Here is a 23,783-nt window from a genome sequence, read left to right as displayed (position 1 = left end):
CCCAGCCACCCGCGGCAGCAGGAAAATCTCCGCCCCCTCAGGTAGTTCCTTCGACCACGTATCGCGATAGATAACCCCGTCGATGGCGACGGCGATGCCGCGATCGATCAAGGGCTCGAAGCCGGGATACTGCTCGGCCAGCTTCCTGAACAGCTCCCGAATATCCTTCGCCTCGATCTCGACCTTGCTCTTGCCTCCGGCGATTGCGCCGAGCGATCCCCAGAGCGTTACTTCGACCATCAGCCTCCCCGTTCCGCCTCGATCGCCGCGAGAATCCGCGGCGGCGACATCGGGATATGCGTCATCCGCACGCCTGCGGCGTTCGACACCGCATTGGCGATCGCCGCCAGCGGCGGCACGATCGAGGTCTCGCCGACGCCACGCACCCCGTAAGGATGGTTGGGATTGGGGATCTCGAGGATCTGCGTGTCGATCATCGGCAGGTCCGAGCAGACCGGGATCCGGTAGTCGAGGAAGCCGGGGTTCTGCAGCCGCCCGTCCTTGCCGTAGATGTACTCTTCGTTGAGCGCCCAACCGATGCCTTGCGCCGCACCCCCCTGGTACTGCCCCTCGACATAGGTTGGGTGCACCGCCTTGCCGGCATCCTGCACGACTGTGTAGCGCAGGACCCTGGTGGCGCCGGTCTCCGGATCGACCTCGATATCGCAAATATGGGTGGCGAAGGAGACGCCGGCGCCGTCGGCGACGAGCTCGCTGTGGCCGGCGATCGGCCCGCCCGTCTTGCCGGACGCGGCCGCGATCTCCTTCAGGGACAGCGCCGCAAGGTTGCCGTACTTCTCGCCTTTGGCGATGGCGTGGCCCTTTTCCCAGACCACGTCGTCGACGGGAATGTCCCACATCTGCGCGGCGCGTTCCCGCAGGATCTTGATGGCGTTGCGGGCGGCCGAGATCGTCGCCATAGAGGAGGAGAAGGTGCCGCGGCTGCCGTCCGTCATGTCGTTGTAGCCGAGGCTGGAGGTGTCGGCCACCACCGCCTTGACCTGCTCATAGGCGATGCCGAGTTCCTCCGCCGCCACCAGCGACAACGACGCGCGGGAACCACCCACATCGACCGTGCCGACGGCAAGCGAGACCGAGCCGTCCATGCCGATGTTGAGGTCGGTGCAGGTCTGGCCGCCGAAGTTGAACCAGAAGCCGCAAGCCATGCCGCGGCCCTGGTTCTTGCCCAGCGGTGCCTTCATGTGGGGATGGTTCTTCGCCGCTTCCAGCGTCGGGCCGATGCCGATCGGGCCGTATACCGGGCCGTAGGACGATCTGGTGCCTTCCTGGGCGGCGTTCCTGATCCGGAACTCGACCGGATCCATGCCGATCTCCTTGGCCAGCTCGTCGACGGCACTTTCCACCGCAAACGCCGCCATCGGTGCCGACGGCGCGCGATAGGCCGCGGTCTTCGGCCGGTTGACCAGCACTTCGTAGCCGACCGTCCTGACGTTCTCCAGCTTGTAGCAGGCAAAGGCGGTCATGGCGCCGATCTCTGCCCACATGCCGGCATAGGGGCCGCAGGAATAGCGCAGCGTCGCCTCGGCCGCGGTGATCGTGCCGTCCTTGCGGGCGCCGATCCTGACGTCGATCGAGGTGGCACTGGTCGGCCCCGAGGCGCGGAACACCTCGTCGCGCGTCATGACCAGCTTGACCGGCCGGCCGGCCTTGCGTGACAGCGCCAGCGCCACCGGCTCGGCCCAGACATGGGTCTTGCCGCCGAAACCGCCGCCGATCTCCGAGGAGGTGACGCGCAGTTTCGAAGCCTCCATGCCAAGCAACTGGGCGCAATGCTGGCGATAGACGAAATGCCCTTGCGTGCAGACCCAGAGGTCGGCGGTGCCGTCGGAGCTGACGCTCGCGACGCAGGCATGCGGCTCGATATAGCCCTGGTGCGTCTGCTCGGTCTTGAAGGAGCGCTCGACGACGAAATCGGCCTGCCCAAAACCCTCATGAATGTCGCCATGGCCGTACTGGGTGCGCTTGGTGACGTTGGACGGCTTGGTGGGCTTTTCCTCCAGGCCTTCGGTGAAGATGGCGTCGTTGAGCACGGGCGCCGAGTGCTTCATCGCCTCGTCGACATCGGTCACATGCGGCAGCACCTCATAGTCGACCTCGATCAGCTTCAGCGCCTGCCTTGCCGTGCGGGCGTCGACCGCGGCGACTGCGGCCACCGCATGGCCGTCATAGAGCGCCTTCTTGCGCGCCATGCAGTTGTCGAGGATGTCGTACATGGCGGCGTCGCCGTCGGTGAGGTCGGGCAGGTCGGCGGCGGTGATCACTGCCTTCACGCCGGCGAGTTTCTCCGCCTTCGAGGTGTCGATCTTCCTGATCGTGGCGTGGGCGTGCGGGCTTCTCAGAACACGCCCGACCAGCTGGCCGGCCATGTTGAAATCCGCGCCGTAGCGCGCGCGGCCCGTCACCTTGTCGACGCCGTCGGGACGGATGGGGCGGGTGCCGACCGAGGTGAAATTGCGCCCCGCGAAACGTGGATCGAAATTCATCGTCATGCTCCCTTCATCACGCTGGCGGCGTCCTGGACGGCGCGCACGATCTTGTCATAGCCGGTGCAGCGGCAGAGGTTCCCGGCGAGGCCGAAGCGGATTTCCTCCTCGGTCGGGTCGGGGTTCTTGGCCAAAAGGTCCTTCGCAGCGATCAGGAAGCCCGGCGTGCAGATGCCGCATTGCAGTGCTGCGTGCTCGAGGAACTTCTGCTGCAGCGGATGCAGCGTGTCGCCATGCGCCATGCCTTCGACGGTCTCGACGCGCCGGCCTTCAGCCTCCGCGCCAAGCACCAGGCACGAACACACCAGCCGGTCGTCGAGGATGATGCTGCAGGCGCCGCAGTCGCCGGTGCCGCAGCCTTCCTTGGCGCCCGTCAGCCCAAGGCGATCGCGCAACACGTCGAGCAGCGTCTCGTCCGGTTGGCAAAGATACTCGACATTGTCGCCGTTGATTGTCGTTGAGACTGCTACACCAGCCATCATTTGCCTCCTGCACGTGCATAGGCGGTCATGGCGGCCCGCCTGGCCAGCACACCCGCAACTTTTCTTCTGAACTCGACGGTGCCCCGCTTGTCGTCGATGGGACGGCAGGCCCCGGAGCAGACCTTGGCAAGCCGCTCAAGTGCTGCTTCGTCCAGCTTCCTGCCGATGAGGGCCTCGGCGGCCTCTTCCACCAACAGCACCGTCGGCGCCACGGCGCCCAGTGCCACGCGGCCCGATTTGACGACACCTTGCTCATCGAGCGTCAGGTTCACCCCGGCGCTGACCACGGCGATGTCCATCTCCGTGCGTGGAATGAAACGCAGATAGGCATCGCCGGAGCGCGGCGCGCGCCTGTCGAGCAGGATCGCCTCGATGATCTCTCCCTTGGCGAGCGACGTCTTGCCCGGCCCGGTCGGCACTGCCTCTACCGCGACGGTGCGCCTGCCTCCTGGCCCGACAATCAATGCCCTGGCGCCGGCGGCCACCAGCGCCGGCACGCTGTCGGCAGCCGGCGAGGCGTTGCAAAGATTGCCGACGATTGTGCAGCGACCCTGCACCTGTTTGGAGCCGATCAGCTTGGCCGCTTCGACGACGCCGGGCCATTCCCTCTTCAAGGCCGGGCTCTCTCCCATCAGGGCGCAGGAGACCGCCGCACCGATGCTGAAGCCCTCCGCCGTTTCCCTGATCTCGCCCAGTCCGTCGATCGCCTTGATGTCGACGATCAGGTCGGGCTCGATAAAGCCGCCTTTCATCCTCACCAGGAGGTCGCTGCCTCCGGCGAGAATGGCGGCCGTGCCAGACGAGCCGGCCAACTGGCCAACAGCATCTTCCATTGAAAGCGGACGTATGTAGCGCATCGTCTCCCCTTGATCATCGCCATTCTGTCGGCCTGTTATAGAGCCTTGGATCGGAATGGTCATCCGGTTCTGCATCAGCAGCGATTAGGCCAGCGCCGCAAGACGAATGGCAACATCCCACCCATATCGGCCATCGGCGGTAGCCAGCTGACGGAGTCTGAGCCCTAGAGCCGCAGGGCGGCGGGCCTTTTGCCGGCGCGTTCTCAACTCAGGGCGCCGGGCCGAACTGGAGCAATTTGAAGCAATCGCCGCTTCCCGACTTCAACTGCGTCAGGAAGCGTTTCGACCGATCGATCCATTCCTGGTGCGACCTGGCATCGGCTTCGATCTCGTTGACCGGTCCAAGATTGAAGAAGCTGCGCCCCTCGCTGAAAAGCCAGCACGCACGGGCGAGAAGTCTCCGGCTGCGCTGGCGCAAGAGGTCGGCATCATAAAAGATGTCGAGCACCTCCTGCTTGATCTTTGCCTCCTTTTCAGGATTTGCGATCGCAACCGCGATTGAGTCTCCGCCGATCGCATCCTGCAGGTCCTTGTAGTCGAGAGCGAGCTGAGTGGTGGCATATTTGATCTCGCTCTCATCCCGAACGATGTTGAACCACAGCGTGGGATTGAGTTCGTTGACGACGAACGATGCCTCGAAATCGCGCGATAGGTTCAGGATATCGAACGCCTGAACCTCAACGTCGCGCTCAACCAGAAGGATCTCGGCGGCCTGCTTGCCGAGTTCCGCCCCGTGTGCGCTGATCGCGGCGTTCGTCCCACCGAGTTCCGGACTGATATAGGGCCCGCCATCATCCAGCAGCGCATCGAATTCGCCGAGGTATTCGACGACGGCGGCGCCGCGAGCAATGCGCGCCGCCAGTTTGGCGAGAGCCAGCTGCAGCTCCGTTTCGCGTTTGCGCTGGTCCTGATAATTCTGCTGAAAAAAGAAGATGAACAGGGAAACGCCAATTCCGATCAGGATCACGCCGAGCTGGGAAAAGATGTTGCGATAATACTCCAGCAGCTTTTCACGATGGCGTATGTCGTGGCGCACGCTGTGTGCCACACGAATATTGACGATCAGCGAAAGGATCAGGAGCCCGGCACCAACGAGGATGAGGCCGCCGATGAGGAAATAGCCATGGCCTGAGCTGAAATCCATGCGTTTGCCGCGTCCCTGAAGCCCCAGACCGCGCAGACTAATACCATTCCGCTTCAACGCCTACATGTTCGTAGGGGGCGTCAACATCCGGAAACCCTGGTGCCAGCGTGACCTAAGGACAGCTTCGGGTGGGGGATCTGCCATTCGTTCCGAAACGGCGCGGTCCCTGGCGTATTGGGTTTTTTTGCCGTCGGTAGATCCGCGATCCATCCAACCCCAGGAAGCAGCGCATCAGTTCCAAGTGTGGAGGCATACTCTCCACGATCCATCGGTTTCGCGTCGGAAGATTGTGACTATGGATCCTTCGTAGCGCTGCGTTTCGCCGCCTTCGGCCGACCATTTCCCGGTCGCGTAGGCAATGTCACCGGCGGCCACTGCATCCACGAGTTCGATGCCATGGTTCCCCACACCAGCCGAGATCAATTCCTTCCAGAAGTCCTTGATAGCACTCGTCCCCCTTACGAAGGCATGGGTGGACGGCAATACAACCGCGTCGGGTGTATATAGAGCAGCGACTGCGTCAGCATTGCCGCAATTGAAGGCCGAATTCCAGCCATCATTCGCCTTCTGAAGCACGTCGCGGATATTCTCGGTCGGTTGTGCCATGGCGTCCTCCTTTGTCTGTCGCCATTTCAATCAATTGGCGCCCGAAGGTCTTCAGCCGGTGTTGCGAGTGCCTGTGCGGCTTGCAGGTCAGGCAACGTTTGTCCCTCGGTAAACCCGGAATAGATGAGTGCGAGCCGCTCGCGAGCACCAGAAATGGGAGAGTTGGCCCGCGCGAGGCTCAGCGCAGCACGCAGCTCCCAGAATCGCGCGCCCTGGGCCTGGGCAATCGCCAGCGCGTCAGATAGGCGATTTTCGGCAAGTGCAATTCCGTCTTCCCCCGACTGCAGGAGCACCTCGCCCTGTAGGCGTAGCACCTCAGCTGCAAACCATCGTTCATTGGTGCGTTCGATCCTGGCATGTGCTTCTTTAAGCAAACGGAGTGCAACATCGTGGTCGCCGGCTCTGACCTGGATCTGCGCCTGAAGAGCGATGAAATAAGGAACCATGTATTCCGCGCCGGTCGCACGCCACTCAACAAGGCCTCGTTGGAGTTCCAGGCGACCCCGATCGGCATCGCCCGCCTCAGCGAGTGTCCAAGCGCTCAAGATTGTGGCGCCGGCAAGCCAAAAGCGGAATCCAGCTTCGCTGGCAATGCGGGTCAACTCTGCGCAGCATTCCCGGACACCTTCGCGATCGCCAAGGATCTGGCGGATGACGCCGCCGAAGAATAATGGCAGAGCGAGGCTGTTGCGATGACCCACACGATACGCTTCAGCAACCGCCTCGTCGTTGGCCGCCAGAGCCTGATCAGGAAACCCAAGCGGCAGCAATGTGCGGGCGAGATAGTCCAGGCACACGACCCGTGGATCGAAGGCGTAAACAAACGCCGGCGATCTGTGCTCCTGGGGATCGTAGAGAGCCAGCGCCTGCTCGAGATGTGCCCGGGCGCGGGCGAATTCGCCGGCAGGCAACGCGCTGACCCCGGCCGCCCGATGAGCAAAGAACGACAGCCCACAGTCGTTGCTCGCTTCCGCCAATTCAAGCAGGCGGTCCGCTGCGCTACGCGCCTCCGCCAACTCGGCAGCATAGAGGTGGTAAAGACATAGACCGTAAAGAACCGGAAAGAGCTGTCGTGTATCGCTCAGCTCTTCACAGAGTTCGCGCGCGCGACCATAAGCGGCCGCTGTCGAAGGTGCTGCGAAGCCCTGCGCAGCAACGTGCGTACTGCCGAGCGCCAACTGGATTGCAAGTTCGCGCCGCGAACGCTCTTCGGACGGTGGCATCGCCGAAAGCCCGGTTAGGGCGTTGTCGAATCTGGCGAGCGCCTCAGTCAGGACAGAGCGAGAAAGCGCCCGACGACCAGCGATTTCATTGTACTCGACAGCCTTTTCCACAAGGCCCGCCCGACCAAAGTGGTGGGCAAGCAGTTCGGGCTCTGTGGTGACGATTTCGGGGAAACGTTCCTCGAGAATAGACGCAATCCGGGCATGAAGCTGCTGGCGGCGGCTGTGCAGGAGGCTGCTGTAGGCCGCATCCTGCACGAGCGCATGCTTGAAGACGTAAGTTACTTGGCTGTTGCTGCCGCGGCGGAAAACAAGGCCGGCCGCTACTAGCTCGTTCGTTGCCCGCTCAAGCTCAAAATCAGGAAGTCCAGCGGCTGCGGCAAGCAACTCGTGCTTGAACTCGCGACCGATCACTGCCCCGATCTGCGCGACCTCCCGGACCGAAGCCAACCGATCGAGCCGGGCCATCAGCGAGTCGTGCAGAGTGGCCGGGACGGCAAACGGAGGCAGTGGGCCTGCCAGCAGGAGTTTGCCGTCACGCTCTTCAAGCAGGCCCGATTCAAGCACGACCTTCGTCAATTCTTCCACGAAAAGCGGCACGCCCTCGGTCTTCGACAGAACCTGATCCAGCACTGTTGCGGGTAACTGCTTGCCCCCCGTCATCGCTGCAATGATAGAGGCCGCTTGGGAACGGCTGAGCCGATTCAGGGTCAAAAAAGTCGCGTGCGGAAGACCAGCCCAGCGGACTGCGCCTTCCGGTCGCGAAGTTGCAATCAGCATTATAGGCAAGTGTTGAATCCGGCCCGCGATTTGGTCGAAGAGCTCGGCGGACATCGGATCAAGATAATGCGTGTCCTCAAGCTGCATCAGGACCGGCTTGCTGCGGGCCAGTGCCTCCAGCTGCTCGATCAGCACCTCGAATGTGCGAGACTTCTGTTTTTGCGCCATCAGGTCGAGCTTGGGATAGCGTCCCTCGGTCGGGATCGACAGCAATGCCGCGATTAGTGGGATCGCCTCATTGGGGTTCTTTGTCGAACCGGCGAGCAGTTGCTCAAGAAAGTCAAGCTGACGCTCGGGCGGGTCCGTCCGCCTGATGTTCCCGGCCCGGAGCAACTGATCCGTCACAGGATAGAGGGCGGTTTCGAGGTGATAAGGCGAGCAGTAATACCGCAGTCGCGTGTGTGCCTCGTCTTTTAGGCGCTCCAGCAGCTCTTGCAGAATGCGGGACTTGCCTATGCCAGCCTCGCCGAATAGCTCGACAACTTGGCCTTCCCCGGAAGCGGCAAGCAGCCACCGATCGAGGAGCAGGGCGATGTCATGTTCCCGCCCTGTAAGCGGCGCAGATTCGGCTGCATGAAGTGCTTCGAATCGACTCTCGGCGCGTCCCTCTCCAATCACTTTGAATGCGTTTATGGGCGTGTCGAAGCCTGGCAACCGCTGCGGCCGGAATCTGGTCACCTCGAACAGCTTTCCGATAAGTCTATAGGTAAGCTCCGAGATGACTACCGTTCCCGGCTCGGCCAAAGTTTGGAGCCGAGCTGCAAGATTGGGGGTCTCGCCCACGACTGCATTCTCTTGCGCGGCACCTACACCAATCAGGTCGCCCACGACTACGACGCCAGTTGCAATGCCGACCCGGACCGAGAGTTGCTGCCCGTCACCCAAAGACAAGTCAGCTGCGGCAGCGACCACCGCAAGCGCCGCGCGAACAGCGCGCTCGGCCTCGTCCTCGTGTGCCTGCGGCCAACCGAAATAGGCCAATACTCCGTCGCCCATAAGCTTCGCGACGTGTCCCTCGAAGCGAAGGACTTCGCCAGCGACAGTATTCTGAAACTTCCTCAAGAGGTCGCGCATCTCCTCAGGGTCAAGCCGCGTCGCAAGCGCGGTAGAACCGACGAGATCCACGAACATGACCGTCAATTGACGCCGTTCTGCCTCGCGAGGCCGTCCAGGTTCGCCGGACCGCTCAACCGAAGCCGACGTCCGAATTGGTGAGGCTGAAGCTGGTTTCGCCGACTCTAACGCCGGCTCTCCTTGCATCGCGGCAATTGCCTCCAGGATGCGCTTGCGGTGGGCAAGCGCGGCAACCCCGATTTCTTTCAGGTCCTCGGCGGTGAGGCGCGGCAGTATTTCGGCATCAATCGCGTTTTCGTCGAAAGCCGAAATGTACTGCTCCAGGCCTAAACCTCTGAGCCAAACTGCGATATTCATTGGGCTCCCTCCGCAGCCATTTGGCCCCGCTTCGGTGGGGCAGGAAACATATCACAAAGGCATCGCGATAACACGCGAGTTCGTGTGTCGCAGCCGCCCCGCGCGAGGCCGGGTGCTGAGTTGAGGCTTCAGCAATGGCAAGAGGCGCCTTAATCCGTGCGGCGAACTCGGCAAGAAACTGAAGCTATGCCGGTGCGGTGAAATTCGCGCTGCCCATAGTCCGCTGATGCCCGCCTTCGCTCATGCACCTGACATTCGGTGAGAACCCCGCAAACGTCGCCAATTGGCGCGTAGCCGACTTCGTTCTAGCGCCGCGCTTTCGGCAGCCCAGCCTTCACCCGCCCTTCGCGGACTTGCCAGCCCCAAACCTCAGCCCGTCCATCAGCAGCGAGACCAGCCGGCGCGAGCGGTCGCGCCAGTCCTCGGTGTCGGGCGCTGAATAGATGCCGCCCAGCTCGTCGGAGGCGTCGACGTCGCTGCGGATCGAGCCATCGGCCACCGCCGCTTCGATCAGTTGCCGCAAAGTCGCAGAAAATGCGGACTGGAACTTGGGTCGCAACGTGGTCTAAATGTTCCCCGAATCGAAACGAGCCGAGCCTTCATTGGTCGCGTGATTTCTCGCAACCTCGCCACTTCCCGTAAGCCATCTTGCATCGAACCAGCGGTCCGCCGGCCCGTCATAGGGCAGCCGGGTGACATCCCAGTGGCTGACGAAGCGCGCGTAGGCGTCCCACACCGGTGGACCGCCGCCGATGAAAACGACACGGCCGGCAAAGCGTTGGAGCGTGTCCTCGGGATCCATGCTGGAGCGAACAACGACAAGTTCCCGATCCGCGCGAGCAAAATCCGGAACGCTCGCGATCGTCTTGGGGCCGGCGAGCAAGACGTGTCCTCTCGTGACGTCGAAAAACCGTGCAACGTCGGCGACGAACTCCGGCGACCGGTTGCCTTCCCAGGGAAGGCGCCCATCGAGGCCAATCTGCCCCGCTTGGCCGATGGCACAGACAACCCTAACGACAGTCTTCTTCATGAGTACTCCATCGATGGCCGACTAATCGCATTTGCTACGTCTGCACGTCATGCGGCGCAACGGGGTTCCGTAAGGTGTTGGGTCCGACAACCGCCTGAAACGTCGATCGTTGTCTGCGGACGCTTCGGCAATGAGATGGCACCATTTCTGTTTGTCCCAACGTGAGAAAAGCATTTCGCGGCACTTCGGGCAAATGCGGCATAGCAAGGTTGCAGCGGTGTTCGGGTGCCGAACGACCTCCGAAGCGCTCGTCTAATACTTTAGTTGTAATCTCTCGCGTGTTTGATATCGTGACAGCGGGAGGAATTCAGATGGCGGTGGAGTGCACATCCGCGCCCCATATGGGCGTTTTTTCAACCATTGAACTGGATCTCTTGAGGGGTGTGGTTCGGGAAATTTTGCGGTCCGGCGAAGCGGAGCTTGACAACGAGGACGCCGAAATGATCGCGCGCGTGGTCATCGCAACCTACAAGGACGGCGCCTCGGGTCGCGAGGAATTGCTTGAAGCCGCCCGGATTGCCGCCAGGCGCTGCGCTCTCGACCATTTTTACGATCGAGCAGTCGGCTTGTTCGCATAGGATTTCGCACCGGACGCAATTCAGCGCGGAGTTACTTGCTCCGCTGGCATTCCGTTATCGAATGGGGCGACAGCCGCATTCAGGTGAGGTTGAGGATGTCATCGCGGCGCGGCAAGCGCGCGAATTTACCCGTCAGGACCTGTGTTTACCTGCCCTGGTTGTCGGCGGTTGCGTCGGTGCTGCTACGCTGGGCGTTAGCGCCGTCACTCTGTTGCTCGGCCCACCCACCCGGACCGGTCGGAAAGCTCGGCTCTCCTTCCGCCTCTAGGCTCTCGTGGAACTCAGTGGCAGGTCTTTCCTGGGTATTGGCGGCCGCTCGACAGTATGGCGTGCCCGATTTCGGCAATATCAACGATCCGAGCCTCGAGCCGATGATGCGTTCGGCGAACCGCATCGGCCGTCCGCAAAAGGCGACAGGCTGGCGTTTCGATTAGTAGGCGTCGCTTTCGAACACCGGCCTCTCGCGCCGAGTACAGCGTCGCGGGATGTCAGGCGTTGCTTTTCGTCCGCAGTACGGCTTCCAGGACAGTTGACGTTGGAACTGCCATTCATCTGGGGAATTGTAAAGTTGACGAGGCTAAGCAGAAATCGCTCTGACAGATGGATTTGTCGGAATCGAAGCTGCAACCCTACGCTTTGCATAAGCGACGAAGCAATGTTCGGTTGCACTTACCCGGATACACAAGAAAAACAATATAGGGAGGTTATCATGATCAAGTTGCAGTCAGTTCTATTTTCTATTCTACTACTAGGAGTGGCAGGCTCACCTGCGAAAGCGGAGGAGGTCTGGTCGCTTGACGGATTCAAGGCCCCGGAGAGCGTATTTTTCGACGCCAAGCGGAACATCTTCTACCTCTCCAACATTGTTGGCGACCCCGCCGGCAGGGATGGGGTCGGATACCTTTCGAAGGTTTCGCCTGACGGAAAGTTGCAGGCAGCCGAGTGGGTGACCGGCCTTAATGCGCCCAAGGGATTGGTGATGCAAGGCGATACGCTTTTCGTCACCGACATCGATCGGCTTGTGGCCGTCGACGTCGAGAGCGGTAAAATCACTGGAACGTGGCCTGCCGAAGGCGCTCAGTTCCTGAATGATCCCGCCGTCGACGAGGCGGGTCGTGTCTTTGCTTCCGACATGCTGGCGAACAGGATTTATGTTCTGGACAATGATGCTCTCTCCGTCTGGCTCGAGAGCGAGGATCTTCTGCATCCGAACGGTCTGCGTATCGAAGACGGTCGCCTCCTCGTCGCCGGCTGGGGTCGCGACATCCAGCCGGATTTTTCGTCCAAGACACCCGGCCATCTGATCGCGGTCGACCTGAAGACGAAGGCCATCTCTGACATCGGGTCCGGCGAGCCTGTTGGAAATCTAGATGGTCTAGAATCGGACGGGGCAGGGAACTGGCTGGTTACCGATTGGGTCGCAGGGGCGCTCTTTCGCATTCATCCGGATGGAAAAGTCGAGCAACTGATGGACCTCAATCAAGGCAGCGCCGATCTGGAATTCATGGAAGAAAAGAAGCTGGCAATCATCCCGATGATGATGGACGGCAAACTGGTCGCGACTCGACTGGATTGAGCAACTTGGGAAGAGGCTTGAATAGTCCTCTCCCCAACTGGCCGCACGGGATCGGCCTTGGCCCCCTTGGGCGCAAGGTCCGAGAGGGGGTCGAAAAGGCGATATTGGTGGCGGTACTCGCGAGCGCCCGGAAATGGCGCAAAGCGGACTTCGTCCCAGCGCCGCGCTTTTCGGCAGCCCAGCCTTCACCCGCCCTTCGCGGACTTGCCAGCCCCAAACCTCAACCCGTCCATCAGCAGCGACACCAGCCGGCGCGAGCGGTCGCGCCAGTCCTCGGTATCGGGCGCAGAATAGATGCCGCCCAGCGCGTGCAGAACGTCGGAGCTGTCGACGTCGCTGCGGATCGAACCGTCGGCGACCGCCGCTTCGATCAGCTGCCGCAAGGCAAGTGTCACCCGGCCGGACATGTCCGAGAACAAGGTTGAATTGGTGTTGAGCAGGATACGCAGGCTCGTCGCCAGCCCACGCTTGGTGGCGATGTAGTCGACGAAGCGCTGCATCCACTGTTCGAGCGCAACGTCGGGCGGGTGGTGAAGAGCGAGCTCGTCGGCGGCCACGCACAGGCTTTCCACTTCGCGCCGGTAGACCACCTCGACCAGATGCTCGCGCGTCGGAAAATGCCGGTAGAGCGTGCCGATGCCGACGCCGGCCTGGCGCGCGATCTCCTCCAGCGAGGCATCGGCGCCATGCGTGGCAAAGGCCGCTGCTGCTGCCTCGACCAGCGCGTCGCGGTTGCGCTGCGCATCGGCCCGCAGCGGTTTTGCCGCTGTCGGGTCGGGCTCGTCTTTGGCGGTTGCGGGCGGCTGCGAAGCCAAAATTTTCTCCACTGCGAATACGGGGCTTGAACCCGACGGGTCCACCCCCCACGTAATAAACGGAGGCTCCTCCGTTTTAGTGGAGCACCTTTATCATATAACCAGGGGACCGGTATGTCACGTGTCGAGAGCCTGCAAGCCGGCGAGAGCGTGATCTCCCCCCCTCGAGGGGGAGACGTCGCCGAAGGCGACAGAGGGGGTCGGTTCGACCGGGCACGACCTCCTGCGGCAGATGGGGTGGCGCTCTATGCGAGGCGACCCCCTCTGGCCGCTTCGCGGCCATCTCCCCCTCAAGGGGGAGATTATGCGCGCCGCCGTTTTCGCCGATCTTCCCCGCCCTTGCCGCTCGCCGGCCGGGCACCAGATCATCCCCCTTCGCGTCAAGCAACAGGAGCCAGACGCCCCATGACAAGCAAAACCCGAATTCCCATCCAACTTCAAATCAACGGACATCGCCATGAACTGGAGGTCGAGCCGCGCGTCACGCTGCTCGACGCCTTGCGCGATCATCTCGGCCTGACCGGCACCAAGAAAGGCTGCGACCAGGGCCAATGCGGCGCCTGCACCGTGCATGTCGACGGCCAGCGTGTGCTGGCCTGCCTGACGCTCGCCGCCCAGGCCGAGGGCAGGGCGGTCACATCAATCGAAGGGCTTTCTGACGGCGACGGCACGCTGCACGCGGTGCAGGCCGCTTTCCTCGAACAGGACGCCTTCCAGTGCGGTTACTGCACGCCGGGCCAGATCATGTCGGCTGTCGCCTGTATCCGCGAGGGCCATGCCGGCTCGGATGACGAGATCCGCGAATATATGGCCGGCAATCTCTGCCGTTGTGGCGCCTATCCGCACATCGTCGCCGCCGTGCGCCAGGCGGCACTGGAGGTCGCGTCATGAGGGATTTTTCCTATCTGCGCGCCAATTCCATTGATGCGGCACGCCAGGCGGCGGCGCTGTCCGGCGCCATGCTGCTCGCCGGCGGCACGACGCTCATCGATCTCGCCAAATGCGGCGTCACCGAACCCGAAACCGTGGTCGACATCACCCATCTCAAGGGACTGGATGGGATCACGGTCGATGACCGGGGCGCCACGATCGGAGCGTTGGCAAGGATGAGCAGCGTCGCCGACCATGCCGAGATAAAAAGCCGGTTCCCCGCCGTCTCGGATGCGCTGTGGCAGGCGGCCTCGGCGCAGCTCCGCAACATGGCGACCATCGGCGGCAATCTGATGCAGCGCACGCGCTGTCCGTATTTCCGCGATCCGGCGAATTTTCCGGCCTGCAACAAGCGTACGCCCGGCAGCGGCTGCTCGGCGATCGGCGGCGTCACCCGCGGCCATGCCGTGCTCGGCACCAGCGAAGCCTGCATCGCCAGCTATCCCGGCGATCTGGCGACAGCGCTGGTCGCCTTCGACGCAACAGTCCATCTCGGCGATCGCCAGGTCGCGGTCGACGACTTTTTTCTCCTGCCGGGCGCCACGCCCGACAGGGAACATGCGATCGCGCCAGGCGAGATGCTCACCGCGATCAGCATTCCTGCTTCCGCCGCAGCACGACGTTCGACCTATCTAAAAGTCCGCGACCGGCAATCCTACGAATTTGCCGCTGCAAGTGCCGCCGTCGGCATCGAGTTCGAGGCTGACGGAAGGACGATCCGTGATTTGCGCGTGGCGCTCGGCGGTGTCGCCACCAGGCCGTGGCGCGCTCGCGCCGTGGAAGAGGCGCTGAAAGGCAGGCTGCTGGAGCCCGACACGGTCCGGCGCGCCAGCCTGCTCGCCATCGAGGGCGCCGTCGACCACGGCGCCAACCATTACAAGATCGAACTGGCGCCGCGCGTCGTCGCCCGCGTCATCCTGAAAATTGGAGAAACGGCATGACCGTTCACGACGTCAGATCAAGACATGATGATTTGAAGAGAGGCGACGCTTCCGACGGCGCCATCCTCGCGGAGGCAGTGGGCGGGCGGCTGTCGCGCGTCGATGGCCCGGCCAAGATCACCGGCGCCGCAAAATACGCGGTCGAGCAGCAGCCCGAAGGGCTCAGCCACGCGGTCCTGGTCGAGAGCAGGATTGCGGCCGGCAAGGTGCGTTCGATCGACACGGCCGCGGCTAAAAGCGCGCCGGGCGTGCTTCTGGTGCTGACGCCGGACAATGCGTTGCGCCTCAACACCGCTACGGACTGGCTGGGCACGCCGCCGCCAGATATTCCCTATTGCCCGCTGGCGCGCGACATCACCTTCAGCGGGCAGCATGTCGCGGCGGTGGTGGCCGAGAGTTTCGAGCAGGCGGTCGCGGCCGCGGCACTGGTCAAGGTCGCCTATGACGAGACGCCGGCCATCGTCGATCTCGACGATCCGAAGGCCGGCGACGGCATTCCGATCGACACGATGACCAAGGAATGGGGCGATGCGCAGGCGGCTTTCGCCGCCGCCCCGGTTCGGATCTGCGCCGCCTACAACACGCCGCGCGAATACCAGGCGCCGATGGAGCCGCACGGCCTGATCGCGCACTGGCAGGGCGACCAACTGACCGTGTGGGAGCCCAGCCAATGGCTCGACGGCATGGCGCGGACCTATGCCGAATGGTTCGGCGTGCCGTTCGAGAATGTGCGCCTGGTCTCGCCCTTTATCGGCGGCGGTTTCGGCTCCAAGGCGTTCGCTTACGGCTACGGCGCGGTGGCGGCGATGGCCGCGAGAATGCTGGGACGGCCGGTGAAGCTGGCGGTCACCAGGCCGCAGACCTTCACCGCCTATGGCGGACGGGCGGCGACGCGCCAGACGGTGGCGCTCGGCGCCGACGCAGAGGGACGGATCCAGTCGATCGTGCATCGCGGCGTCAACGAGACCTCGGTCGACGGCATGTGGGTCGAGCCGCTCGGTTCGGTCACCTCGATCATGTATGCGACACCGAATTTCTCGTCGCGGCAGAACGTCGTGCGGGTGAATACGGTGGTGCCGGGGGCGCTGCGCGCGCCGGGCGAGAACCCGAGCGCCTTCGGCATCGAAGGCGCGATCGACGAACTGGCTTACGAGGTCGGCATCGATCCGCTGGAAATCCGGCTCAGGAACTATGCCGAACAGGATCCGGAGGCGAACAAGCCGTGGTCGACACGCCAGCTGCGCGAGGCATTCGCTGCCGGTGCCGAGGCCTTCGGCTGGTCGAAACGTGCACCAGAGCCGCGCTCGATGCGCGACGGCGATCAGCTGATCGGCTGGGGTGTAGCCGCCGGCACCTATCCGGTGCGGCGCGCCTATGGCGAGGCGATGGTGCGCATTCTCGCCGACGGCTCGGTCGAGGTCGAAAGCTCGAGCATCGACATGGGGCAGGGCACCTATACGATCCTGGCGCAGACCGCCGCCGAAGTGGTCGGCGTGCCAGCTGAGAACGTCGTGGTGAAGCTGGGAGACTCGCGCTATGCCCGCGCCGGCGTCACCGGCGGTTCGCGGCTGGCCGGCGTGATGACCGGCGCGGTGCACAAGGCGGCGACCGCCGCGCTCGATGAGTTGGTCGGGCTGGCGATCAGCGATCCAAATTCGCCGTTCCATGCGCTGCAGGCCAACACCCTGGTCGTTGCCAATGGCCGCATCGCCTCGCCGCGCGGCGACAGCCCTGAGGTCTCGATCGCCGAGCTGCTCGGCAGCGTCGGACGCAGCCAGATCGAGGCGATGGGCGACACCATGCCGGCCAATTCGACGGCTGACGATCGCTACAAGAACTACACGACCATCGCGACGGCGCTGTCGCACACCGAGGGCGACTATTCCCGCCACAGCTGGTGCGCGCATTTCATCGAGGTGCGCGTCGACGAGGATTTTGGCACGGTTCGCGTATCGCGCGTGGTGTCGGCGCTGGATTCAGGTCGGCTCTACAACCCCAAGCTCGCCGAAAGCCAGTGGAAGGGCGGCATCATCATGGGCATCGGCCAGGCGCTGCTGGAGGAAGGCATCGTCGACCGCCGCCACGGCCGCATCGTCAACAACAATTTGGCCGACTATCTCATCGCAACCAATGCCGACATTCCCGACATCGAGGTGATCTCGGTCGGCATCCCCGACCCGCATTCCTCGGCGCTCGGCGGCAAGGGTGTAGGCGAACTCGGCATCGTCGGCGTGGCGCCGGCGATTGCGAACGCGGTGTTCCACGCCACCGGCAAAAGGGTGCGGGACCTGCCGATCACGCTGGAGAAGCTGATCTAGGGGCGAGACGGCGAAGTAGCCAATCTCTCCCACACGGGGGGAGATCGGCCGTCATCCTGGGCTTTCGCCAATCTCCAACGTTGCAAGACAGCGCCCACACAGTGACACCACCAGGCTCCCCAAGTGGGGGGAGATCGGCGGCTTCAGCGTCTGATCTGCTTCAATCAAAACATCCCGTTCTGGTTGAGCGGCTGTTCCGGGATCGGCTGGATGACGTCCCAGTGCTCGACGATCTTGCCCTCCTCGAGCCGGAAGATGTCGACGATGGCCGAGCCGCGGTCGCCCGGCACGCGCACGCCATGCGTGTGCGCGATGATGAAGTCGCCGTCGGCGAAGACCCGCTTGACCTCGGCGCGCAGGCCGGGGAAGTTTTCCCGTAGGAAGGCGAGGAAGTCCTTGAAGCCTTCGATGCCGTCGGCAATCAAGGGATTGTGCTGGACGTAGCGGCTGCCGAGGAACTTCGAGGCGGCCTTGAAATCCGTCCGGTTGATGGCGGCTTCATAGAAGGCAAGAACGGTCGCTTTATTGGCCTCGAGTTTCAAAGCCTCGGAGTCGATTTTGTTCGCCAGCGATAAGGTCATGATGGTTTCTCCAGTTTGCGGTTGAAGACGACGGTATTCTTGAACTAAAGGTACAAAATTGGTCGTGACGAAAGAGCCCGATTGCCGGTGCCCGATCATGGTTTTTCCTGGCTAGATCAACGACATCACGGCATGCACGACGCGGTGCAAATGCTCGGTTCGGTCGGACATTTTTGCGATCACGGTCATACCCAGGATCGTCGTCATCAGCAGGCTGGCCAACGCCTTGGCATCGCGGCCGGCATCGAGCTCGCCATTGCGCTGCCCCTCCTCGATCGTCGCCAGCAGCGCGCGTTCCATGCGCTCGAAAATGGAGCGCACGATCGCGACAGCGGCCTCGTCGCGCCCACCAAGCTCTGCCACCGTGTTCACCCCCATGCAGCCGCGTCGCCGCAGATGGGTGAGCTCCGGTGCGGCGAGCCGCTCAAGCGCCGCCTGTAGCCGCGCCCTTGCCGGCCCGGGCCGATTCAGCACCGCAGTGAGAGCCGCCACGCGCGCATCACCGTAATGGCGCAATGCCTGCTCGAACAGCGCCCGCTTGTTGTCGAAGGTGTTGTAGAGGCTGCCCTTGCCGATGCCGAGCGCGTCGACGAGGTCGGCCGGGGTCGTCGCGCCATAGCCCTGGCGCCAGAACAGATCCGTCGCGGCGGCCACAGCGGCCTCGGGGTCGAATTGCTTCAGTCTTCCCATGGCCGATGGTGGTAGCGATTTTGTACTTGTAGGTCAAGAAAAATCGGTGAAGCTGCGGGCAGGGCAGAGGGGGTGCTGTCCCTCCGGCCTGTCGGAGAATCGTAGCGTACCTTCCGGCAGGTTGGATGGAACACATCAAGTAGGGAAGGGCTGGCGATCCTGCACACCCCCTCTGTCCTGCCGGACATCTCCTCCAACAGGGGGAGATCGGCAGCTTCATCCGCTTTCGCCAATCGTTAAATCATCCACTCACCACTCCAACCGAAACGCCAGCTTGCCGAAATGCCGGCCGCCGGCCGCCATGTGCGCGTAGGCCTCGGCCGCTTGGTCCTGGCTGTAGACCGTGTCGATGACCGGCTCGATGCCGGCGGCGCCGATGGCGCGGGCGGCGTCGCGCAGGTCGGATACCGAGCCGGTGTTGTTGCCCACCACCCTAAGCGCCTTGATGATGATCGGCAGCAGATCGACCATGGCCTCGGCGCCGGTGACGAAGCCGATGGTGAATAGCGTGCCGCCTGGCGCCGTGGCGTTGACCGCGCGGACGAAGGTGGCCGAGCCGCCGGTCTCGACGATCAGGTCGGCGCCGAGGTCGTCGGTTAGTTTCAGCACCTTGCCGTCCCAATCCGGCGTCGTGCGGTAGTTGATGAGGTGATCGGCGCCGAGCGCCCTGGCGCGTTCCAGCTTTTCGTCCGACGACGAGGTGATGATGACGGTGGCGCCGGCCGCCTTGGCCAATTGCAAGGTCAAGATCGAGACGCCGCCGGTGCCTAGCAGCACAACGACCGACCCCGGCCCGACATCGGCGGCGCGGATCGCGTTCCAGGCGGTGGTCGCGGCAATCGGCAGCGTCGCCGCCGCTTCGAAGGACAGATGCGCCGGTGTCGGCACGACGGCATTGGCTGGCAGCGCCACATATTCGGCGAGCGATCCGGGCAGCGTCAGGCCGCGCATCTGCGTCATCTCGTAGGGTCGCGGACGGCCGCCGATCCAGCGCGGTTTCGCATGGGCGATAACGCGGTCGCCCACGGCGTATTTGGTGACGCCCTCGCCGAGCGCGGCGATCTCGCCGGCGCCGTCTGCGACCGGAATGAGCGGGAAGCCCGGCCCGGGATAATTGCCGCTCGCCACCGCGACATCGACGAAATTTAGGCTCGCGGCGCGCAGGCGGACCAGCACTTCGCCGCGCTGCGGTTCAGGTGTGGCAACGGTGGCCGCGCGAAAGGCGTCCAGTCGGGGTGCAGTCAGTTCGATGGCTTTCATGGTCTCACTCCGGTTGATCGGCCGACGGGCCAATTCGTTGGGATTGAGTGAAACTAGCTGCTGCGCTATCCATGCATAATCTTCTGTTTTTGCATTTGAGTTTTGCGCATTATGCAGCAATCCCATGAGCCAGCAGCACTCGCCGAAATGGCCGCCTTCGCGGCGATCGCCGAGGCACGCTCCTTCACCAAGGCGGCGGCGCGCGTCGGGCGCGACGCGACGATCCTGTCGCGGCGGCTTGCATCGCTTGAGGAACGGCTCGGCGTGCGGCTGCTGCACCGCACGACGCGCAGCGTGTCTCTGACCGAGGCGGGCGCCGAGTTCCTCGTCCGCGTCCGCGCCATTCTGGCCGCGGTCGACGAGGCGGAGAGCGTGGCCTCGGCGCATGCCGGCGGCGGGGCGCGCGGCGTGCTGCGGCTGGCCCTGCCCGGATCGTTCGGGCGCATGTGGATCGGGCCGCTGCTGCCGCAATTTCTCGCCGAATTTCCTGATGTTCGCATCGAGGCCGAGTTCTCCAACCGTTTCGTCGATCTCGTCGCCGAGAATTTCGACGTCGCCGTCCGTCTCGGTGCGCTGGAGGATTCGCGCCTGGTGGCGCGCAAGGTCGCGACGCGGCGCCGGCTGCTGTGCGCCGCACCGTCCTACCTCGCTCGCCGGGGCACGCCCGCCACGCCGCAAGCGCTCCTTGAGCATAGCTGCCTGGGTTTCACTGGGTTCCAAACCTTTCCGACCTGGGAGATGACCGACAGCACGGGCCGCCGCGTCCAAATCGACGTCTCAGGGCCGCTGGTTACCGACGATGCCGAGGTGCTGGTCGAAGCCGCCGTGCAAGGCGTCGGCCTGATGATGAGCACCGACTGGCTGGTCGGGCGCGAGCTCGCCGACGGGCGGCTGGTGCCTGTTCTGGAGGACTGGACGCTTGCCGACGAAGGCGCGGTCTATGTCGTGATGCCTTCAGCCAAGGGGCAAGCGGCCAAGACGCGCGCCTTCGCCGACTGGATCGGCAAGCGATTCGCACCGGAGCCGCCATGGCGGCGGGAAAGGTGCTGATCTCCCCACTTGAGGGGGAGATGTCGCCGAAGGCGACAGAGGGGGTCGCCGCGCGTGGAGCGCCAGCGCCGTCTCGTGGGGGAAGGTGTCGGCGACCCCCTGGCCGCTTCGCGGCCAACTCCCCCTCAGGGGCCCGCAAGGGGGGAGATTGCGCGCTCAGCCGCCTGCGCCTCCGCCTCCACCGCTCTGCAGTTTCAAAAACTGCCCCAGCAGATCCATCGGCACCGGAAACACCACAGTCGACGAGCGCTCACCGGCGATGTCATGGAGCGCCTCGAAATAGCGCAGCTGCATGGCCTGCGGTGTCTCGGCCAGCATCTTGCCGGCCTCGACGAGTTTTGCCGCCGCCTGCTGTTCGCCGTCGGCATTGATTACTTTGGCACGCCGCAGCCGTTCGGCTTCGGCCTGCTTGGCGATGGCGCGGACCATGTTCTCGTTGAGGTCGACATGCTTGATCTCGACATCGGAGACCTTGATGCCCCAGGCATCGGTCCGCTGATCGAGGATCTCCTGGATATCACTGTTGAGCTTGTCGCGTTCGGCCAGCATTTCATCGAGCTCATGCTTGCCGAGCACCGAGCGCAAGGTGGTCTGTGCCAGCTGGTTGGTCGCGGCCATGAAATCCTCGACTTGGATCACCGCCCGCTCGGCGTCGACGATACGAAAATACAGCACCGCATTGACCTTCACCGAGACGTTGTCGCGCGAGATCACGTCCTGCGGCGGCACGTCCTGGACCACCACCCGCAGGTCGACCTTCACCATCTGCTGCACGAACGGGATGAGGATGATCAGGCCGGGGCCCTTGACCCCGGTGAAGCGGCCGAGCGTGAAGACCACGCCGCGCTGATATTCCCTCAGGATGCGAATGGCCGCGGACAGGAACATGACCACGACGAGCGCTGCTACCAGATAGGCCACATAACCGAAGATCATTGCCTTGCTCCATCGCTTCGCACATTGCGGCGCCGTATCGTCAGAACGAGACCCCTGACCTCAGCCACCTCGACGCTGTCGCCCACTGCAAGGGGTTCGTCGGCCGTCGCCCGCCAGCGCTCGCCCCGGGCCAGCACGTGGCCCTCGTTGCCCTCCCAGTCGAGGACCTTGGCCGGCAGCCCTTGCATGGCCTGTGCGCCAACACGCGGAAGGTTCTTGCGGGCCGCCCACAGATAGCTGCCGGTCAGCAGCGCCAGGCCGAGCGTCAGGACGGCGGCGGTGCCGATGACGGCCCACGACATCTCGAAGCCGGGCCCCTCGATCCTGAGCAGCATGGCAGCGCCAAGCAGAAACGCAGCCACGCCTCCCAGCCCAAGCACCACTGTGGGATTAAAGACCTCGACGACGAGGAAGATGATGCCAAGCAGCATCAAGGCAAGGCCGGCATAGCTGATCGGCAGGAGATTGAGCGCATAGAGCCCGAGCAGCAGGCAGATCGTTCCGATCACGCCGGGCGCAACCGCGCCCGGGCTCGTGAACTCGAAGACGAGGCCATAAACCCCGATCAGCATCAGGATCACGGCGATGTTCGGGTCGGTGATGACGGCGAGAAGCCGGATGAGCCAGCCGGGTTCCAGCGTTTCAACCGGCAGCCCTTTGGTCGCCAGCACCTCTTTCCTGCCGGCTATTTCCACCGTCCGGCCGTCAGCCAGCTGAAGCAGTTCGGTCGTGTCGCGGGCGATGAAGTCGACGACATGCTCCTGCAGCGCCGCGCTGGCCGACAGGCTGGCCGCCTCGCGCACGGCCTTTTCACCCCAATCGGCATTGCGCCCGCGCAGTTCAGCCAGGCTGCGGATCAGGGCAACCGCGTCGTTCGTCGCCTTGGCGATCATCGCATCGCCCGACGGTGGGTTCTTCGGGTCCTTGCCGGCTTCCGGGCCATTGTTCTTGTCGTCGCCGCCGGGAAAGGATGGCAGCGGCCCGCCCATCTCGATCGGCGTTGCCGCGCCCAGATTGGTGCCGGGCGCCATCGCCGCCACATGGGTTGCGTAGAGGATGTAGGTTCCGGCGCTCGCCGCATGCCCGCCGGCGGGCGCGACATAGCCGATGACGGGAACCGGCGAGGCGAGGATATCGGCGATGATCTCGCGCATGCTGGTGACCAACCCGCCGGGCGTGTTCATCTGCAGGATGAAAACCTCGGCGTTTCGCTCCGCGGCGACCGCCAGCGCTTCCTCGAACTGCATGGCGCTCGCCGGGCCGATGGCGCCGTTTATCTCGATGCGCAGCGCAGTCCCCTCCCGGCCGTTCGCCTCTCCGGTTGCGGAAGAGGAACAAACAGCCACAGCGGCTACAAAAGCCGCGGCAATCAGGGCTACACGCGCGAGTTTCACGCTCAAAGCTCCCTATCAGGGATATGGGCCAGATTTTGCCGAAATCCATGCTGCGTCGCGGCGGGTGAAGCTGATCCAGGACAACGGGGCGTTGAAGCTGCCGATCTCCCCCCTTGCGGGGGAGATGCCTGGCAAGGCAGAGGGGGGTGCTGTCCCTCGAACTCTCGAGCCTAGGTTCCTCGCCCACCTCGAAGCGGGGGAGAGAAGCTATGGGGCGGCGGCGAGGGTTGTGGCACCATCGTTGCTGTGAACTCAACGAATGGAGCGCCCCGATGCACCAGAATGATCTGAGCAAGTCCCTCGTCGCCTTCGATCAGGATAGCACACTGGTCGCGGTCGTTGAACTGAGCGCCAGGAGCTGGCTGGTGGCCGGGCTGGTTCCCGGGCTTGGCCGCGAGCCGCTGAAGAAGCAGGGTGCCGATCCTGTGGCGCTGCTGAGGCTGCTGTGTCGCTGGCGCGACGAGGCGGTGAAGGCCGGCAAGACGATCGCGCGCATTGCGGTGGCGTTCGAGGCTGGCCGCGACGGCTTCTGGCTGGCTCGGCTGCTGTTGGCGCAAGGGATCGAGACCCATGTGATCCACGCGGCCAGCATCCCGGTGTCGCGCGAGCACCGGCGGGCGAAGTCGGACCGGCTGGACACGCAGTTGCTGATGCGTG

The 23,783-nt window shown here is 63.6% G+C and carries 22 protein-coding genes and 1 pseudogene; 8 read left to right on the top strand and 15 right to left on the bottom strand.

Annotated features, from left to right (window positions below; translation table 11 throughout):
* The 9 genes from AC0L14_RS19440 to AC0L14_RS19400 all read right to left on the bottom strand — a co-directional run.
* A partial coding sequence (locus tag AC0L14_RS19440) for a MoaD/ThiS family protein (protein WP_473750430.1) occupies positions 1-240 on the bottom strand: 240 nt, incomplete at its 3' end.
* Entirely contained in the window at positions 240-2,504 is a 2,265-nt protein-coding gene (locus AC0L14_RS19435) for a xanthine dehydrogenase family protein molybdopterin-binding subunit (protein WP_473750487.1), read from the bottom strand. The genes AC0L14_RS19440 and AC0L14_RS19435, both read right to left, overlap by 1 nt.
* Positions 2,505-2,506: 2 nt before the next feature.
* Positions 2,507-2,983 carry a (2Fe-2S)-binding protein gene (locus tag AC0L14_RS19430; protein ID WP_473750429.1) on the bottom strand — a complete coding sequence of 159 codons (477 nt, stop codon included), beginning with the start codon at positions 2,981-2,983 and terminating at the stop codon, positions 2,507-2,509.
* Positions 2,983-3,843, bottom strand: a complete 861-nt coding sequence (locus AC0L14_RS19425) for an FAD binding domain-containing protein (protein WP_473750428.1) — start codon at positions 3,841-3,843, stop codon at positions 2,983-2,985. Before AC0L14_RS19425 ends, AC0L14_RS19430 begins: the two co-directional genes overlap by 1 nt.
* A gap of 208 nt (positions 3,844-4,051) precedes the next feature.
* Positions 4,052-4,987: a hypothetical protein gene (locus AC0L14_RS19420; RefSeq protein WP_473750427.1), complete on the bottom strand. Its 936-nt coding sequence runs from the start codon at positions 4,985-4,987 to the stop codon at positions 4,052-4,054.
* A gap of 231 nt (positions 4,988-5,218) precedes the next feature.
* Complete coding sequence (locus tag AC0L14_RS19415) at positions 5,219-5,593, bottom strand: YybH family protein (RefSeq protein ID WP_473750426.1); 375 nt, start codon at positions 5,591-5,593, stop codon at positions 5,219-5,221.
* A 26-nt stretch (positions 5,594-5,619) separates the two neighbouring features.
* Positions 5,620-9,027, bottom strand: a complete 3,408-nt coding sequence (locus AC0L14_RS19410) for an adenylate/guanylate cyclase domain-containing protein (RefSeq protein ID WP_473750425.1) — start codon at positions 9,025-9,027, stop codon at positions 5,620-5,622.
* Between the two features lie 334 nt (positions 9,028-9,361).
* Positions 9,362-9,586 carry an SbtR family transcriptional regulator gene (locus AC0L14_RS19405; RefSeq protein WP_473639549.1) on the bottom strand — a complete coding sequence of 75 codons (225 nt, stop codon included), beginning with the start codon at positions 9,584-9,586 and terminating at the stop codon, positions 9,362-9,364.
* 6 nt (positions 9,587-9,592) lie between these two features.
* On the bottom strand, positions 9,593-10,057 hold the full coding sequence (locus AC0L14_RS19400) for a dihydrofolate reductase (RefSeq protein WP_473639551.1): 465 nt from the start codon (positions 10,055-10,057) through the stop codon (positions 9,593-9,595).
* Between the two features lie 278 nt (positions 10,058-10,335).
* Here AC0L14_RS19400 and AC0L14_RS19395 point away from each other — a divergent pair, with 278 nt between their 5' ends.
* From AC0L14_RS19395 to AC0L14_RS19385, 3 genes are all read left to right on the top strand, one after another.
* Entirely contained in the window at positions 10,336-10,635 is a 300-nt protein-coding gene (locus AC0L14_RS19395; RefSeq protein WP_352960716.1) for a hypothetical protein, read from the top strand.
* 284 nt (positions 10,636-10,919) lie between these two features.
* Complete coding sequence (locus tag AC0L14_RS19390) at positions 10,920-11,069, top strand: hypothetical protein (protein ID WP_473750424.1); 150 nt, start codon at positions 10,920-10,922, stop codon at positions 11,067-11,069.
* Positions 11,070-11,344: 275 nt separating this feature from the next.
* Positions 11,345-12,211 carry an SMP-30/gluconolactonase/LRE family protein gene (locus AC0L14_RS19385; protein ID WP_473639553.1) on the top strand — a complete coding sequence of 289 codons (867 nt, stop codon included), beginning with the start codon at positions 11,345-11,347 and terminating at the stop codon, positions 12,209-12,211.
* 185 nt (positions 12,212-12,396) lie between these two features.
* Here the strand turns inward: AC0L14_RS19385 and AC0L14_RS19380 are convergent, their stop codons facing one another.
* Complete coding sequence (locus AC0L14_RS19380; RefSeq protein WP_473530139.1) at positions 12,397-13,026, bottom strand: TetR/AcrR family transcriptional regulator; 630 nt, start codon at positions 13,024-13,026, stop codon at positions 12,397-12,399.
* Between the two features lie 405 nt (positions 13,027-13,431).
* Between AC0L14_RS19380 and AC0L14_RS19375 the strand changes: the two genes are divergently transcribed.
* From AC0L14_RS19375 to AC0L14_RS19365, 3 genes are read left to right on the top strand one after another with little or no spacing between them, the layout of a single operon-like run.
* Positions 13,432-13,917, top strand: coding sequence for a (2Fe-2S)-binding protein (locus AC0L14_RS19375; RefSeq protein WP_473530140.1), 486 nt, complete (start codon positions 13,432-13,434; stop codon positions 13,915-13,917).
* Positions 13,914-14,897: an FAD binding domain-containing protein gene (locus AC0L14_RS19370; RefSeq protein ID WP_473750423.1), complete on the top strand. Its 984-nt coding sequence runs from the start codon at positions 13,914-13,916 to the stop codon at positions 14,895-14,897. The genes AC0L14_RS19375 and AC0L14_RS19370 overlap by 4 nt, the downstream gene beginning before the upstream one ends.
* Positions 14,894-17,215, top strand: coding sequence for a xanthine dehydrogenase family protein molybdopterin-binding subunit (locus tag AC0L14_RS19365; protein ID WP_473530142.1), 2,322 nt, complete (start codon positions 14,894-14,896; stop codon positions 17,213-17,215). The genes AC0L14_RS19370 and AC0L14_RS19365 overlap by 4 nt, the downstream gene beginning before the upstream one ends.
* Before the next feature lie 164 nt (positions 17,216-17,379).
* Here the strand turns inward: AC0L14_RS19365 and AC0L14_RS19360 are convergent, their stop codons facing one another.
* The 3 genes from AC0L14_RS19360 to AC0L14_RS19350 all read right to left on the bottom strand — a co-directional run bounded on the left by AC0L14_RS19360 (position 17,380) and on the right by AC0L14_RS19350 (position 19,746).
* Positions 17,380-17,895, bottom strand: a complete 516-nt coding sequence (locus AC0L14_RS19360) for a nuclear transport factor 2 family protein (RefSeq protein ID WP_473487584.1) — start codon at positions 17,893-17,895, stop codon at positions 17,380-17,382.
* 12 nt (positions 17,896-17,907) lie between these two features.
* Entirely contained in the window at positions 17,908-18,450 is a 543-nt protein-coding gene (locus tag AC0L14_RS19355) for a TetR/AcrR family transcriptional regulator (RefSeq protein ID WP_473530143.1), read from the bottom strand.
* A gap of 285 nt (positions 18,451-18,735) precedes the next feature.
* A complete protein-coding gene (locus tag AC0L14_RS19350) occupies positions 18,736-19,746 on the bottom strand; it encodes a zinc-dependent alcohol dehydrogenase family protein (RefSeq protein ID WP_473487586.1) in 1,011 nt (336 codons plus the stop codon).
* A 111-nt stretch (positions 19,747-19,857) separates the two neighbouring features.
* Here AC0L14_RS19350 and AC0L14_RS19345 point away from each other — a divergent pair, with 111 nt between their 5' ends.
* Positions 19,858-20,796, top strand: coding sequence for a LysR family transcriptional regulator (locus AC0L14_RS19345; protein ID WP_473487587.1), 939 nt, complete (start codon positions 19,858-19,860; stop codon positions 20,794-20,796).
* Between the two features lie 156 nt (positions 20,797-20,952).
* On the opposite strand, the gene AC0L14_RS19340 is transcribed toward AC0L14_RS19345, so the two are convergent.
* Positions 20,953-21,732: a slipin family protein gene (locus AC0L14_RS19340; protein ID WP_473487588.1), complete on the bottom strand. Its 780-nt coding sequence runs from the start codon at positions 21,730-21,732 to the stop codon at positions 20,953-20,955.
* Positions 21,729-23,126, bottom strand: a complete 1,398-nt coding sequence (locus tag AC0L14_RS19335) for an NfeD family protein (RefSeq protein ID WP_473750421.1) — start codon at positions 23,124-23,126, stop codon at positions 21,729-21,731. The genes AC0L14_RS19340 and AC0L14_RS19335 overlap by 4 nt, the downstream gene beginning before the upstream one ends.
* A gap of 272 nt (positions 23,127-23,398) precedes the next feature.
* Between AC0L14_RS19335 and AC0L14_RS19330 the strand changes: the two are divergent.
* Positions 23,399-23,783, top strand: a pseudogene (locus AC0L14_RS19330) (IS110 family RNA-guided transposase); the annotation flags it as partial.

It is taken from the genome of Mesorhizobium sp. WSM4841 (assembly GCF_055811515.1).
The sequence above is the reverse complement of the archived record's forward strand: the minus strand, read 5'-3'. Positions and strand labels throughout refer to the sequence as shown.